The 13,574-nt window shown below is 65.0% G+C and carries 11 protein-coding genes; 2 read left to right on the top strand and 9 right to left on the bottom strand.

The genetic code is table 11. The features are described from left to right. Positions 1-18: 18 nt before the first annotated feature. From C457_RS17680 to C457_RS17640, 9 genes are all read right to left on the bottom strand, one after another. A complete protein-coding gene (locus C457_RS17680; protein ID WP_008096797.1) occupies positions 19-792 on the bottom strand; it encodes an IclR family transcriptional regulator in 774 nt (257 codons plus the stop codon). 570 nt (positions 793-1,362) lie between these two features. Then, on the bottom strand, positions 1,363-3,306 hold the full coding sequence (locus C457_RS17675; RefSeq protein WP_008096796.1) for an archaea-specific SMC-related protein: 1,944 nt from the start codon (positions 3,304-3,306) through the stop codon (positions 1,363-1,365). A 204-nt stretch (positions 3,307-3,510) separates the two neighbouring features. Further along, positions 3,511-4,152 carry a rod-determining factor RdfA gene (gene rdfA, locus C457_RS17670; RefSeq protein ID WP_008096795.1) on the bottom strand — a complete coding sequence of 214 codons (642 nt, stop codon included), beginning with the start codon at positions 4,150-4,152 and terminating at the stop codon, positions 3,511-3,513. A 102-nt stretch (positions 4,153-4,254) separates the two neighbouring features. Next, positions 4,255-5,508: a sensor histidine kinase gene (locus C457_RS17665; protein ID WP_008096794.1), complete on the bottom strand. Its 1,254-nt coding sequence runs from the start codon at positions 5,506-5,508 to the stop codon at positions 4,255-4,257. A gap of 204 nt (positions 5,509-5,712) precedes the next feature. Further along, positions 5,713-6,672, bottom strand: coding sequence for an energy-coupling factor transporter transmembrane component T (locus tag C457_RS17660; RefSeq protein ID WP_008096793.1), 960 nt, complete (start codon positions 6,670-6,672; stop codon positions 5,713-5,715). Beyond that, on the bottom strand, positions 6,669-8,486 hold the full coding sequence (locus C457_RS17655) for an ABC transporter ATP-binding protein (protein WP_008096792.1): 1,818 nt from the start codon (positions 8,484-8,486) through the stop codon (positions 6,669-6,671). The genes C457_RS17660 and C457_RS17655 overlap by 4 nt, the downstream gene beginning before the upstream one ends. 19 nt (positions 8,487-8,505) lie before the next feature. Then, positions 8,506-9,315, bottom strand: coding sequence for a hypothetical protein (locus tag C457_RS17650; protein ID WP_239640777.1), 810 nt, complete (start codon positions 9,313-9,315; stop codon positions 8,506-8,508). Positions 9,316-9,633: 318 nt separating this feature from the next. Further along, complete coding sequence (locus C457_RS17645) at positions 9,634-10,431, bottom strand: sugar phosphate isomerase/epimerase family protein (RefSeq protein ID WP_008096790.1); 798 nt, start codon at positions 10,429-10,431, stop codon at positions 9,634-9,636. Further along, positions 10,424-11,161 (bottom strand): 2-phosphosulfolactate phosphatase, encoded by a 738-nt coding sequence (locus C457_RS17640; protein WP_049913700.1) that lies wholly within the window; start codon positions 11,159-11,161, stop codon positions 10,424-10,426. The genes C457_RS17645 and C457_RS17640 overlap by 8 nt, the downstream gene beginning before the upstream one ends. Before the next feature lie 761 nt (positions 11,162-11,922). On the opposite strand from C457_RS17640, the gene C457_RS17635 reads away from it, so the two are divergent. Together C457_RS17635 and C457_RS17630 are read left to right on the top strand one after the other, a co-directional pair. Next, positions 11,923-12,366 (top strand): DoxX family protein, encoded by a 444-nt coding sequence (locus C457_RS17635; RefSeq protein WP_008096788.1) that lies wholly within the window; start codon positions 11,923-11,925, stop codon positions 12,364-12,366. A 96-nt stretch (positions 12,367-12,462) separates the two neighbouring features. After that, positions 12,463-13,437, top strand: coding sequence for a deoxyhypusine synthase (locus C457_RS17630; RefSeq protein WP_008096787.1), 975 nt, complete (start codon positions 12,463-12,465; stop codon positions 13,435-13,437). Positions 13,438-13,574 lie beyond the last annotated feature (137 nt).

Here is a 13,574-nt window from a genome sequence, read left to right as displayed (position 1 = left end):
ACGACCGGGGGATGGCGCTCAGTCGTACGCGTACTTGACCTCGATGACGTTCTTCCGGTCTCTGAGCGCCGGGAACAGTTCGTCTACGATTCGGTCGTCGTTGAACCGCTCTTTCGGTCCGGAAAGCGACACCGCGCCGATGACCGACCCGTCGCTGACCAGCGGAACCGCGATGGACCGAATCCCGTCTCTCCGCTCTTCGTCTTCGAGCGCGTACCCTCGCTCCCGTATCGTCTCGAGTTCTTCGAGGAGCGCGTCCCGGTCGCTGATCGTGTGGTCGGTCTTCGTCGGGAGCCCGTACTCGTCGACGATTTCGGTCACCCGCTCGCCGGGGAGTTCCGCGAGAATCGCCTTTCCGAGCGCGGTCCAATGCATGTGGGTGAACTCACCGATCGGCGCGTTGTCGTACACCGCCTTGTCGCCCTCAGCCTGGTAGACGATGACCCGCTGTCCGTTCTCCTCGACGCCGAGATTCGCCACCTCACCGGTCGACTCCGCGAGGTCCTTGATTTCGGACCGCGACGCGCCGTACACGTCCAAGCGCCCCCGGGTGATGCTTCCGTCGCGGAGGAACCGAAGGCCGAGTCGGTACCCGTGTTCGTCCTTGACGACGTACCCCGCCGCCTCGAGCGTTTTCAGATGCACGTGCGCGGTACTGGTCGGCACCCCGAGCGCGTCCGCGACGTCGTTAATCCGCACCGTTCCCTGCTCTCGCAGAACGCCGATTACCCGGTACGAGCGCATGACCGCCTTCACGCGCTTGCCGCCGCCTTCGCTTTCGTTAGGTGCCATGGTTCGCCTTTCGGAGCGGGACAGATAAATTCTACTGATGGTGGAAGCGTCCCACGAAGTCGGGAGCGACCGCGACCGACGCCGTCGCACGCGGGTTTGCCCTCGCTGCCGTCGTACCGATACCGTGGGGTGGCTCTCTGGCGATTGACGAATGTTCATAATTAATCCAAATCGGTGAGTGATTCGATACGTGAGGTTCGATTCCCGTTCAATTAGTCACGTGTGCCCACGCGCCACACCGAGAACAGAGGCGCTCGTCCGCGTCACTTGACTCTACTATTAGTAGAATCGCGATCCGTCGCGAACAACCAGGCTCTGTCGCCGATTCCCGTTTCGGACGGGTTCACCAGCACGAAACGAGCCGACGGGGCGCGCGAACTCCGCCGCTCGCGTCCCGGCTACATGCGGTCCCTGTGATGTTGCTTCGGATGGGGACCTGCCGTGCATAACAGGCCTACCCGTGTAACTCTTGGTGGGCTCGGGTACCTCCTCGAGCAATTCGGTTTTATCGGATTGTAATTACAGAGCTATGTCTGTCACAGACGGGTCGTTTCGGACCGCAACTCGTGGTCACGGAGCCCGAAGTCGTCGGTACGAGTCCGGGAGACCCTGCGCGTTCTCTCCGGACAGGCCGACGACGACGTAGTCGGCATCCCGACCGACGTAGGCGAGGAGCCTGCGAACGTGCTCGGCGTCGATGGCCTCGACCGAATCGAGAACGAAGAACGGGACCTCGTCGGACACCTCGTGGACGAGGTAGCCGGCGACGGCGAACACGAGACCGATAAGCTCGCGCTCGGAGGCCGGGAGATGGTCGATAACGTCCTCGTAGACGGTACCATCGTCCGTCCGGCGCTCGATGTGCGGGACGAACCGCCCCGCGGGAGCCGCGTCCGCGTCATCGAGAGAGTCTCCGTCGTTCCGTCGCTCGATCCAGAGACGGGCGAGGCGGTCGTATTCGAGGGCGTCGAGAACGTCCGCCATTCGCTCGTTGAACGCCGAGACGGCCGCGCGTTCGAGTCGTTCGATACGACCGCGAAGCTCGCCGATTCGGTCGTCAATTCCGTCCTGCCGCGCTTCGAGGTCCGCCCGTCGGTCGAGTTGGGCTTCGAGGGAATCGAGGTCATCGACGACGGCGGCGCGCTCCTCGCGTCGCCGTTCCAACTCGAACTCGACCCGGGTGACCTCCCGGTGGGCAGCGAGGACCGCGGCGCGGTCGTCCGCCTCCGCGGCCCCGGCGTCACGTCTCAGGTCGGCGATATCCGATTCGAGGTCGTCGCGCCGGGCTTCGAGGTCCTCGACTCGCGCCCGGCGCTCGGTGCGCTCGCGGCGTAACTCCTCGCGTCGTGTTTCGAGGTCGCGTCGCCGTCGTCGCTGGTCTTCGAGTTCCGACCGGCGTTCTTGCAGTCGTTCGAGACGCTCGGTGAGTTCGGCGCGCTCCTCGCGACGGTCGTCGCGGAGCGTCCGGAGTTGGTCGAGCGTCGATTCGATGCTCGCTTCGGGGACGGAGGTCCCGCACGTCCAGCAGACGACCCGGCCGTCGCCGTCGGGCCCGCCGTCTTCGCCCGCGCTCGTGGCGACGGGCGATGTCCCCGACGTGAGGAACTGCTCGTTGAACCGTAGCGTTCGCTGAACGTCGGTGATATCCGCGTCTAACCGTCGTTTTCGCACGCGCGACTCGGAGAGTTCGTCGGTCAGACCGTCGAGTTCGCCGGCGGGGTCGGCGGGACACGACGCGAGTTCCGATTCGACCTCGCCGAGTTCGGCGTCGAGCGCGTCAAGTGACTCCCGCTGGGCCTCGAGTTCGAACTGGGCGTTGTCGAGCGTCGCGTTCAACTCCCGTAATCGGTCCGCTCGCGCCTCCGCGTCCGGCGTATCGGTGTCGGTTTCCCTCCGCGCGTCAGCGTCGGCGTCGACCGCCGACGGCTCGATGCGAGCGAGCGCTTCTCGTCGGTCTGCCAACTCGGCTTCCAAGCGCTCGACAGCCGCGTTCAGTTCGTCGCGGCGCTCGCGGAGTCGCGGGCGCTCGGATTCGAGCGCGGACAGCTCCGCGATTCGGTCGTCTAACTCGGCGCGCTCGGCGCGGAGGTCGGCGATTTCCTCGCTGACGGCGTCGGTGTCGACCGAGTGCGTGACGAACTCCCGCAGGTCGCGGTCGCCGGTCACCGCCTGCCGGGCCTCGTTGGAACCGAGCAGGAACGCGAACAGGTCTGCGGTCGTCGAGCCTTCGAGATACGGGTCGCCGGACGCGACGACGCGGTCTCCCTCCCTCACGAACACCCGCGTGTACACCTCGCTCTCGACGGCGAGTTCGACCTGGCCGCCGTCAGCGCTCTCCTCAAATGAGGGTTCATCGCTTCCCAGCGCGGCCGCGAGACCCCACAGGAGCGGTGTTCGGTCGGCCGCGTTCCGTCCCGCGACGACGGAGACGCCGGGCTCGAACTCGACGGTCGCGTCGTCGAGACCGGCGAATCGCGTGACGGTCAGGCGGGCCGGTCCGTTCGTCGTGGCCATACGATGTTCGACACGGGGGTCCGTGAAAACAGTTGGTGACGCTTCCAAAACTCGTTCCAACGCTATCATTGGAACGTGTCTCTTGTCCCGGGTGCCACAAACACGTTCCAAAGCTATCGATGGAACGCTTTTCGACCCGAGAGCTCGCGAGAGTTCGGTCGTCACTGGTCGCTCCATACCGCGGTTCGGAAAGCGCGAAACGGACTACTCGCAGTCGCAACCGCCCCGGTCGATGAGGTCGTCGACCGTGTACTGGGAGTTACAGCCCGGGCAATGGACGCGAACGTCGACGTACACCTCGGCGGTCTCGGGGTCGACGTCGAGTTCGCCGGCGGCCGCGAGGTCGGACAGCGACCTGTCGGTGACGCGCTCGACGCGACCCAGCAGGCGTCGAATGGTTTGGGACCGGCGCTCGCTGAGGTCTCCGTTGTCGCGGTCGGTCTCCGACGGCGGCGTCACGCCGCGGTACGAGGTGAGATACGTCCGCATCGCCCGGTGCGAGACGAAATCGGTCTCGAGTCGCTCTACGTCGACGCCGGCGCGTTCGAGTCGGCGGACCGCCTCCGTTCGCGCCCCGCTCGAAACGCCGTCGTCGGTGAGCACGCGGTACAGATTCTCGACCTCGCCGTCGATGACGCGCTCGTTCCGCTCGTCGAGCGCCGCGCGGAGGAGCCGTCGGTTGAACGCGTCGGCGAGGTCACGGAGGCTCGACCGCGCGTCCGCCTCGGCGGTCCACCGCCGTTCGAGCTCCGCGCCGAACCCGTCGAGGTCGCGCTCGCGGAGCAGTCGGCTGACCTTGCTCTCGGGGCCGCGCTTTCCACCCGGGGAGTCGTGTGAGTCGCTCACTGCCGACTGCTATTCGGGGAGTACACATATGCTTGACGCGCGGTGAGACGGGGTACCGGATGAGGGCCTAAAGAGGGTACAACGGCGAGTTGAGATGGGTGGTCAGTAGTTAGCGGCGTCGCCGCGGCCGGTCGACGCCCCCCGACCGGCCGGCGATTCGCGGTCCGAGTGCACGGCGGCGAAGTCCTCTCGGTCGTCCGCCTCGACGTCCGTCACCGGGCGCGACGTCGAGGACGAGGATTCGGTGTCACTGACCCCCTCAGTGACTCGGTCGGCGGGGGAGGTCGCGGCGTGTTCGGCGAGTTTGAGCCTGACGGCGACGGTTCCGTCGAACTGCTCGACGAGTGCGGCGACGAGCGAGAGACCGGACCGAGACTCGGGAGAGCCCGCGACGGTCTCGCCCGCGTCCGGGAAGGCGTCTTCCGGGAACGGCGGGCCATCGTCGGAGATGCGAACAGTCACGGTCTCCGCGCCGCGCTCGGCGCGCAGGCGAATTCGCGGACGCTCGGCGTCCGCCCGCTCAACGGCCGTGACGAGGAGGTTTCGGAAGACCGCGGAGAGCATGCTGTGGGCGAGGACGTCCACGTCGGGGAGGTCTCCGGAGACGACCACGTCGGCGTCGTGCGCGGCGCGAGCCTTCCGAAGCTCCGTCTCGATGGTCTCGGCCAGCGGCTTCGGTTCGAGGTCGGCGGTCCGCTCCGAGGTGAGCACGTCGGTGAACTGCGCCGTACTCTCGGTGAGGTCGATGATGCCGTTGCTCGCGGCGACGATGTTCTCCAGCCGCTCGTCGGCCGCCGACCCCGCCTCCTTCCGAACGACCGACGCCCACCCGCGGATGACCAGCGCGTCGTTTCGGATGTCGTGGTGGAGGACACGGTTGAGGACGGCGAGCTGTTCGCGCTGTTGGCGGAGTTCGGTCTCCCGTCGCTGACGCGCGACGGTCCACCGGTAGATGCCGAACACGAGGAGCGCCGCACCGACCGCCTGTGCACCGTCTTCGAACAGATAGCTGAACCAGACGGGCTGTTCGACGAACTCGTCGAGGAAGTCGGTCAGCGCGAACAGGTACGAGGCCGCGACGCCGCCCGCCAGCGGGTAGAAGACAGACGGTGCGTGTACTCGTCGGACCACGAATAGGCACGCGAAGAGGACGGCGACGACGACGCCCTCGCCGACGAGGTCGAGCGCTGTCGTCGTCGGGTCCGGCGGGAGCACCACGACCTGCGCGCCGACCGGGATAACCGACCCGACGGCGACTACCCACGGGAGGAATCGCTGTGCTGCTCCGATGGGTTTCTCGCCCGTCGATTCCGGTTCGTCGCCGGGTACGCTCTCCGCCCGAGCTTCGGGGTTCATCTCGGGACACCTCGCCCCGAGCGTCTCCCGCGGACGACCGCCGGCTTCTGTCTCGTTCGCATACTCTCGTCGACGGCGATGACCGACGAAGTGGTTGCTATGTGGATTGTCTGCCTCACTTTCCGTTCGGTAGCTGCACCCTGTGTCCGGTAGTCGTACGGAGCCGTACAGAGTCGAAAATAGTCCGGGGTCGCCGAGCGTCGGTCAGGTAAACACCCAGACTGCGGCGACGAACAGCAGCGACCCGAAGACGAAGGTGACGTCTCGCGTCCGAACCATCATGCCCTCGGTCCGGAGGGTCTGACTCTGTTCGTCGCCCAGCGAGCGCGAGAACCCCTTCGTCTCCATCGCCTCCACGGTGACCCGCGCGCGCTTCGCCACGTTGAAAATCAGCGGGTAGAACGCCTTGACGGAGAGCGTCAGCAGGTAGTAGAAGTAGCGCCACCTGAACAGCCCCTGCTTTTCGGGTACCTTACTTCGAAGGCGGAAGGAGTTGATGAGCGCGTGGTACTCCTCGACGAGAAGCGGCATCATCCGGTAGCCGTACGCGATTGCGAACGTGAGCTGTCGGGGGACGCCCAAGCGCAACATCCCCTTGCTGAGTTTCTGCGGGCTCATCGCCGAAAAGACGGCGAGGCTGATGACCGAGATAATCGTGAGCTTGAGGAAGAACGGGACGAGCGCCCCGACGGCGTCGATGCCGACCTCCTGGCTGGTCGTGGCGGTATGGATACCCCGGCCGACCGCGGCCGCGACGATGGTCCCGGTCTCGGCGAACACGCTCGCGTCGCCCGCCATGACGCCCGCGACGACCCGACCGGCGTTCTCACCCAAGTGACCGACCGCCCGAATCGTCCCGCCGATGAGCGGGACCAACACCACGAAAAAGCCGACGTTGGTGACTTGGCCGAACAGGAGCAACGCGAGCAGGTACTTGCTGACCTGCGAGAGCGCGGCGAGCACGAAGGCCGCCGCGAGCAGGATGGCCAGCGGAAGCGTGTCGTAGAACAGCCACGGGATAATCATGAACAGTACGGTCCACAGCAGGACGACTCGCGGGTCGAAGCTGTTCAACAGCGCGTCCTCGTTGTCGTAGGCGGTCCGCATCAAGTCGACCTTGATGTCGGCGACCGAGATGTCGGTGAGCGCGTCGACGTACTTCATCGCGTCCCTCCGCTCGACTCGCCTCCGGGGCTGACATCGGCGACACCGCCGTCGGCGAGTGCGTCGTCCTCGAACGACCGGGCTAGCGTCTCACACATCGATTCGGTGCTAAGCGCGGGGGATTTCAGCCCGAGTCGCCGGCTCAGTTCGACCACCTGCGGCTGTCGCAAATCGGTCGCTGCGAGGAGGTTCGGGTCGGAGAACACAGCCTCCGGCGGTGCGTCCGCGAGCACTTCGCCCTCGCCCATGACGAGGACGCGATTGGCCCACGCCGCGACCAGTTGCAGGTCGTGGGAGGCGACGACGACAGTTTCGACGCGGCTCTCGGCCTTCCGGAGCATTCCGGTCACCTCGCGGCGGCTCTGGAGGTCGAGACTGCCCGTGGGCTCGTCCAAGAGGACGACCGTCGGGTCGGTCGCAAGCCCGATTCCCAGCGACGCGCGGCGCTGTTGGCCGAGGCTCATCAGGCGGCCGTCGCGGTCCGCGAGGTGTTCGAGGTCCAGATACGCGAGAATCTCGTCGACGCGTTCGTCCACGTTCGGGGCGTCGCGGTTCTCGAGGTAGTAGGCGACGTCCTTGCGGACGGTGTCCTCGACGAACATCTCCTCGGGGTTCTGGTGGATGTAGACGGTGTCGTCGGCCAGTTGCTCGGGGAGCGTCTCGCTCGTGTCGCGCCCGAGGACCGTCACCGTCCCTCGGTCCGGGGACGCTAACCCCGTAATCAACCGCAACAGCGTCGACTTCCCGGACCCGTTGGCACCGACCAATGCGACCCGGTCGCCCTCGTACAGTTCGAGGTCCAGCCCGTCGAGCACGCGATTGTACCCCTCGCGAAGCGTCGGGTAGCCGTGACCGACGTCCCGCATCGTCACTACCGCGTCCCCGTCCCGCTCGCGCTCGGTCAGCTCGGCGGCGTCTGTACCTGTTGCCACCGCGCCGCCGTCGACGGCGGCCCGAGAGCCGCGCGTCGCCGCGGGTTGAAACGCCGTTGCCGCCTCGTCGACGGTCACGGGATACCGACCGCTGGGCAGGGTTCCCACTTCGGTCGGCAGGCCGTCGGCGATTTGTGTGACCTGCGGCGGGTGGATATCGTGGGCGAGCAGGTCGTCGAGCCTGTTGAGCCCGACCTCGACCGGCTCTTTCCAGGCGACCCCGCCGTCGGAGACGAGCACCATCTCGTCGCAGTAGTCGGCGATGAACTCGGAGTGGTGTTCGATGACGATCACCGTCTTGTCCTGCTTCTCGTTGAGTCGTCGGAGCTGTTCGTACGTTTCGCGGGCGTTTCGGGGGTCGAGCTGTGCGGCGGGCTCGTCGACGAAGATGAACTCGGGATCCATCGCGAGCACCCCCGCGAGCGCGACGAGGTGTTGTTGGCCGCCGCTCAACTCCCAGATGAACCGGTCTTCGAGGTGGTCGAGACCGAGGGTTTCGAGGGCGCGGGTCGCCCGTTCGGCGTAGTCGTCGAGGCCGTAGTTGAGCGGTGCGAACTCCACGTCGTCGCGGACCGTCTCCTGGACGAGTTGGTTCTCGAAGTCCTGGAAGACGTAGCCGACCGTCTTCGAGAGTTCGGCGACGTCCGACTCGCGGGTGTCGGTGCCGGCGACGGTGACCCGCCCGTCGAACGTCCCCTCGAAGAAGTGTGGGATGAGGCCGTTGAACGTCTTACACAGGGTCGTCTTTCCGCTGCCGTTGCCACCGACGACGGCCGTGAACTCGCCCGGCTCAATCGTCACGCTCGCGTCGCGCAGTACCGCCTCGTTGCCGCCGGGATACTGAAACGTCAGGTTCTCGACGACGATGTTGTTGCTGCTCATAAAAACAAAGCGATGGGGTTCAGTCCTGCAGGCCGTCGACCTTGCGCTGGCGGTAGGCGACGAGCCCGAACGAGATGACCGCCGCGATGGCAATCGGCACGAACAGGAACGCTTGGCCGTACGTTTCGACGAACTCCGGCGTGAACGTGATGAGCCCGCCGCTGGTCTCGCTCAGCGTCTCGAACGCGAACGCGACGGGAATCAGCGCCACCCACGCAATGAGTCGCTTCAGGGACGTGCGCGTGAACACCGGGCCGTCGCGCCCCTCGACGGGACTCATGCCGAGTAGCGGTTCGATCTTCCCGCGGAGCCGCGGGTAGAGGAACAGGGTCGGAATCGCCCCGAAGACGACGCCGGCGATGATAATCTGAAGCAGGGCACCGATTCCCTCGGTGGCCCACACGGTCTCGGGGAGCCACGAAATCGCTTCGAGCTCTTCGACGCCGATGTAGAACTTCCCGACGTCGATGAACCACGCCGCGGTCTCTTCCATCGCCTTCGCGAGGAAGCCCAGCGCCGCGATTTGCTTGACGTCTTTCGGGTCCGTGATGAGCGACATCACGAAGAACCACGACAGCGTGACGACGATTAGCCCTTCGACCGCTCCGAGCGCGCTGAAGTCACCGATGAGAATCTCTCCGAAGACGATGCCGCCGACCGGAATCGCGAGACAGGCCCAAAACGAGCGGAACAGGAGGACGACCGACATCGCAACGAACCAGAACGGTCCGATGGAGACGCCTAACCCGCCTATCGAGAACTCCGGGAGAAGTTCCGTAATCATGCTCTGCAGACCGTGTAGCGACATGACGAGGATGAACGCCATCATGTCCCTATGGTCGAAACTGAACGCACTACTCGAGTTGTTGGACGTTGTCACCATCCGGGTGGTGGTGGTTAAGCAACCTGTTTAACGCTTGGTATGAGTATGACGTACGACTGTATATCGGACTGTACTCTGTGGAGTGGTCGGTGGCAGTACATAGCAATCGCGTCGATATATTGCGCTCTGGATTCCCTCTGGACGTACTTCGGACGCTCTGCGGTTGCGGCGCTCGCGGACCGATTCGGGTGCTCCTGAGTGACTGTTCGCGTCGAAAAATGAACTGAGCGGTGGCGACGCCGACACCAACACCGACGCCGACCGTCAGGCGTCGGTCGCGCCCACGCAGCGCTCGACGTCTGCGCGGGACTTCATCTCCAAGACGTTGTACGGGGCGTCGATGTCCGCGGCCACCGACCGGAAGGACGGAAGCGGTTCGTGCGCGTCTTCCGTCCCGTCGTTGTCGTGGAGGTGCGCGACTTGGATTCGGTCGCCGAACCGCTCGACGAACCGTCGGTAGTCGACGCCGGTCGCCTTCGCGTGGCCCACGTCGAGCGTCAGCTTCAGGAACTCGCCGCCGACGCCGACGTCGTCGAGGAACGCTGCGAGTCGGTCCGGAGTCGCCGTGTGCCGACGCGTTCCCGGTTTGTCGCGCTGGTTTTCGAGACAGACCGGAACGCCCGCCTCGGCGGCGAATTCGGCGCACTCGCGGAGCGTCTGGACCGCCTGCGCGCGGGTGTGCTCGCGGACGTGTTCGGGGTACCGAGCCCGAACCGAGCCCCCGTGGACGATGACGCCGCCGGCGTCGATTGCCGCGGCGAGCTCGATTGCCTCTTTGGTCGCCGCGACCGCGGCTTTCCGAAGGCGCTCGTTGACGTTCCCGGGGGCGACGTCGAGGTGCGGGCCGTGGACCGTGTAGCTCACGTCGAACTCCTCGGCGACCGCCCGCAGGCGCTCGGCGTCTCGCTCGTCCGCCCGAACGTCCAGATAGCCCGCACGGAGTTCGACGTGATTCAGGTCGAATCTGCGGAGGAACTCGGCGAACGACGCGACGTTGGCCGCATAGCGGATGTCCATCGACGCGCCGAACCGCGGTCGCTGGACGGGCGTCGCCTCAGACATCGACTTGGCTCGCGGGAACGAGGCGGTCGCCGCGGAGGACGGGCACGACCGAGCGAGAGTCGATGGCCGTCTCGAACTCGTGGAGGTCGCGCCGCCGAATCTCGTGTTTCTGTTCGTATCGCGGCCCTTTCGCCGTCACGAGGAGGCGCGCGTACCGCTCGCGGTCGCGGTCGGTGAGGTCGCCGCCGTGGAGGTAGTCGTCGATGAGCGCCGCGCCGAGGGTATCGTCGGACGTCGGCTGGCCGCTCGACCCGCTAGCGACGATGGTGACCGGCCGCCCGCGGTCTTCGAGCAGGTCCGCGACCGCCGCGGCGTTCGTGTAGCCGCCGACGAACACCTCGACATCGGGACCTCCGCGCTCGCGGAGCGTCGAGACGGCGCGCCCGCCGTTCGTGGAGGTCATCGCGGCCGGTCGCCCGTCGAGGTCCAGTCGCTGGACGTAGCTCGGCGAGTTGAAGAAGTCGTAGCCGGGGTTCGGCTCGTAGTCGTCGGTCTTGCCGCCGCCGATGAGACACTCGGGGTGGTCCTCCTGATACGCCGGTTCGTCGCCGCGTTCGTCGGTCACGTGGACGTACTCCGCACCGAGCGCGAGCAGTTCCGCCACGGTCGCCGAGAAGTGGGTCACGTCGACCACGACGTAGTCGCCCGGAGCCGGTTCTGCCGGGATGTTCTCACAGCCCTCTATCAATGTCTCTGCGAACACCGCTGTCTGTCGTCCATCTGCGGACATAGCCCACGTTCTCTACAACACCTACAAGTCAATTGCTAGTAGCGATATATATCGAACCGTACTGTCCGTAGTTCGCTTCGCCCGCCGGTAGTTCCCCGGCAATACGACTCGTCACTCGCGCGTACCGCGTCGTTCGGTCGTGTAGAACCGTGTTCGAATCGACGGATAGCGGGCTCGCGACTATCGCTTCGATAAAAATTATCAGAAAGTAAGACTAATATATAACTGAAAAATTATATATCTAACTCACCAGTTCTATCCCGAAATTAGGCACCGAACGTACCGTCACTCGAGAGCTACCCGAGCTGCTTCGGTTGCGTTCTCGCACCACGACTGCGAGTTCGACCCACTTGATAGTATCTGCGGGAAACGGCTTAACTACGGCCCAAGAATACGTTTTCAAGTACAAGCGTCGTCGGTAGGTTACTCGCACTCAGTAGCGCGGTTCTTCGGGGCGAGCGTTACAGAAATTCTCCCGGTTAAACGTGTGAAGCTGCTGAAAAGACTGGTTACGACGAATGGGAGGGGTTCAATTGCGAACGTCTCGCGTCCGTCACGGCGGGTCGGGAAGCGCGTCCGAGTGGTGTCGCAATCTCACAACGGCAGTCCTCAGGCTCAGTGACAAATATATCAGATACCATGTATTATTACTATACGAGTATTGATTTTCGAAAGCTGCGGTTTCGGTCTCCGGTTCGGTACCAACGCCGGGTCGCCGACGCCGACAGCGTCTTTGACCGCCGGTCCAACGTCGATTCGAAATGGTTCTCGCCGCCGAACGACTCCGCCGGTTCAAGACGCCGCTCCGCTACGTGATGGGCGCGCTCTACGTCCTCGCCGGAGTGATGCACTTCGTCGTGCCGAACGCGTACGCGCAGGTCGTCCCGCCGGTCTTCCCGGCGGCGCTCGCGCTCGTTTACATCTCGGGCGTCGCCGAAATCGTCCTCGGCGTCGGCGTCGTCTTCCGCCGCACCCAACGCATCGCCGCGTGGGGACTCATCGCGCTACTTGTCGCGGTCTTCCCCGCGAACGTCTACATGGCGACGAGCGATATCGTGCTCGAAGGTGTTCCGGCGTCACTTCGGGAGCCCTCCGACGCCGCCCTGTGGCTCCGACTGCCGCTTCAGGGCGTGCTCGTCGCGTGGGCGTGGTGGTACACTCGCCCGGAGTCCGACGGCGGCGTCGACTCGTCGTCGAACCGGTGACAGTCATCGAGTGGATTGGTGTCTACCCCCACGCTGTCCGGCTGTTTTCGGAACCGAACGGAACTGATTCAAGCGCGCCGGTGCGAGCCGTAGCCGATGACCGAAGACGACACTCACGACCACGTCGTCCCCGGGAGCGACGAGGCCATCGATTCGGCCGACGTTCGGGGCTACGACTTCGGCGGCGCGTTCGACTTCGACGAGTTCCTCGACGCGTACGCGACGACTGGCTTTCAGGCGACGCAGCTCGCCGAAGCCATCGACATCGCCGAAGAGATGCAAGACGCGGACGCGACCGTCTACCTGACGTTCACCTCGAACATCATCTCGTCGGGGCTGCGGGAGGCCGTCGCCTACCTCGTCCGCGAGGGCTTCGTGGACGTGCTCATCACCACCTCCGGCTCGCTGACCGAGGACGTCATCAAGACCGCGAAACCGTTCAAGATGGGCTCGTGGGACGCCGACGAGGGCGAACTCCGCGAGCGCGGCATCAACCGCCTCGGCAACATCTATGTCCCCTCCGACCGGTACGTCTGGCTCGAAGAGTATCTCTACGACTTCTTCGAGGACTTTTTCGCCGAAGAGAAGGTGCGGACGCCGACGGCGTTCGCCCGCGAGCTGGGCGAGACGCTCGACGACGAGCACTCGGTGTTGAAGCAGGCGGCCGAAAACGACGTGCCGGTCTACTGCCCGGCGCTCACCGACGCCGAGGTGGGCAACTTCCTGTACTACTACCGGCAGGGCTACGACAAGGACGTCGGCATCGAGATTCTCGACGACTACGACTCGCTCATCCAGAACGGCCTCCTCGCTGACGAAACCGGTCTTATCGCCGTCGGCGGGGGCGTCCCCAAGCACCACGCCATCATGACGAACCTCTTCCGCGGCGGCGCGGACTACGTCGTCTACATCTCGACGGGGATGGAGGGCGACGGCTCGCTGTCGGGCGCGCCCCCGAACGAGGCCGTGTCGTGGGGGAAAATCAAGGACCACGACACGAACTACACGCAAATCGAAGCCGAGGCGACGCTCGTCTTCCCGCTTCTTGTTGCGGGCGCGTTCAAGAACTAGCGGGACTCCGTATCTATTGTCTCCTTTGTAGCGCTATGTTGGTGTCCCAACCGTCGAAACGGCTACGTTAGGCTCATAGCAATTCCCTTTAGCGGCCGGTCGTGTTGCCCGAGTGATGGTATCAACCAGGAGAAGTT

This window comes from Haloferax prahovense DSM 18310 (genome assembly GCF_000336815.1).
Lineage (GTDB): Archaea > Halobacteriota > Halobacteria > Halobacteriales > Haloferacaceae > Haloferax > Haloferax prahovense.
The sequence above is the reverse complement of the archived record's forward strand: the minus strand, read 5'-3'. Positions and strand labels throughout refer to the sequence as shown.

Bases quoted from the DNA above. Each gene is read 5' to 3' on its own strand.
- C457_RS17680 (WP_008096797.1), bottom strand. From the start codon at position 792: ATGGCACCTAACGAAAGCGAAGGCGGCGGCAAGCGCGTGAAGGCGGTC.
- C457_RS17675 (WP_008096796.1), bottom strand. From the start codon at position 3,306: ATGGCCACGACGAACGGACCGGCCCGCCTGACCGTCACGCGATTCGCC.
- C457_RS17665 (WP_008096794.1), bottom strand. From the start codon at position 5,508: ATGAACCCCGAAGCTCGGGCGGAGAGCGTACCCGGCGACGAACCGGAA.
- C457_RS17660 (WP_008096793.1), bottom strand. From the start codon at position 6,672: ATGAAGTACGTCGACGCGCTCACCGACATCTCGGTCGCCGACATCAAG.
- C457_RS17655 (WP_008096792.1), bottom strand. From the start codon at position 8,486: ATGAGCAGCAACAACATCGTCGTCGAGAACCTGACGTTTCAGTATCCC.
- C457_RS17650 (WP_239640777.1), bottom strand. From the start codon at position 9,315: ATGATGGCGTTCATCCTCGTCATGTCGCTACACGGTCTGCAGAGCATG.
- C457_RS17645 (WP_008096790.1), bottom strand. From the start codon at position 10,431: ATGTCTGAGGCGACGCCCGTCCAGCGACCGCGGTTCGGCGCGTCGATG.
- C457_RS17640 (WP_049913700.1), bottom strand. From the start codon at position 11,161: ATGTCCGCAGATGGACGACAGACAGCGGTGTTCGCAGAGACATTGATA.
- C457_RS17635 (WP_008096788.1), top strand. From the start codon at position 11,923: ATGGTTCTCGCCGCCGAACGACTCCGCCGGTTCAAGACGCCGCTCCGC.
- C457_RS17630 (WP_008096787.1), top strand. From the start codon at position 12,463: ATGACCGAAGACGACACTCACGACCACGTCGTCCCCGGGAGCGACGAG.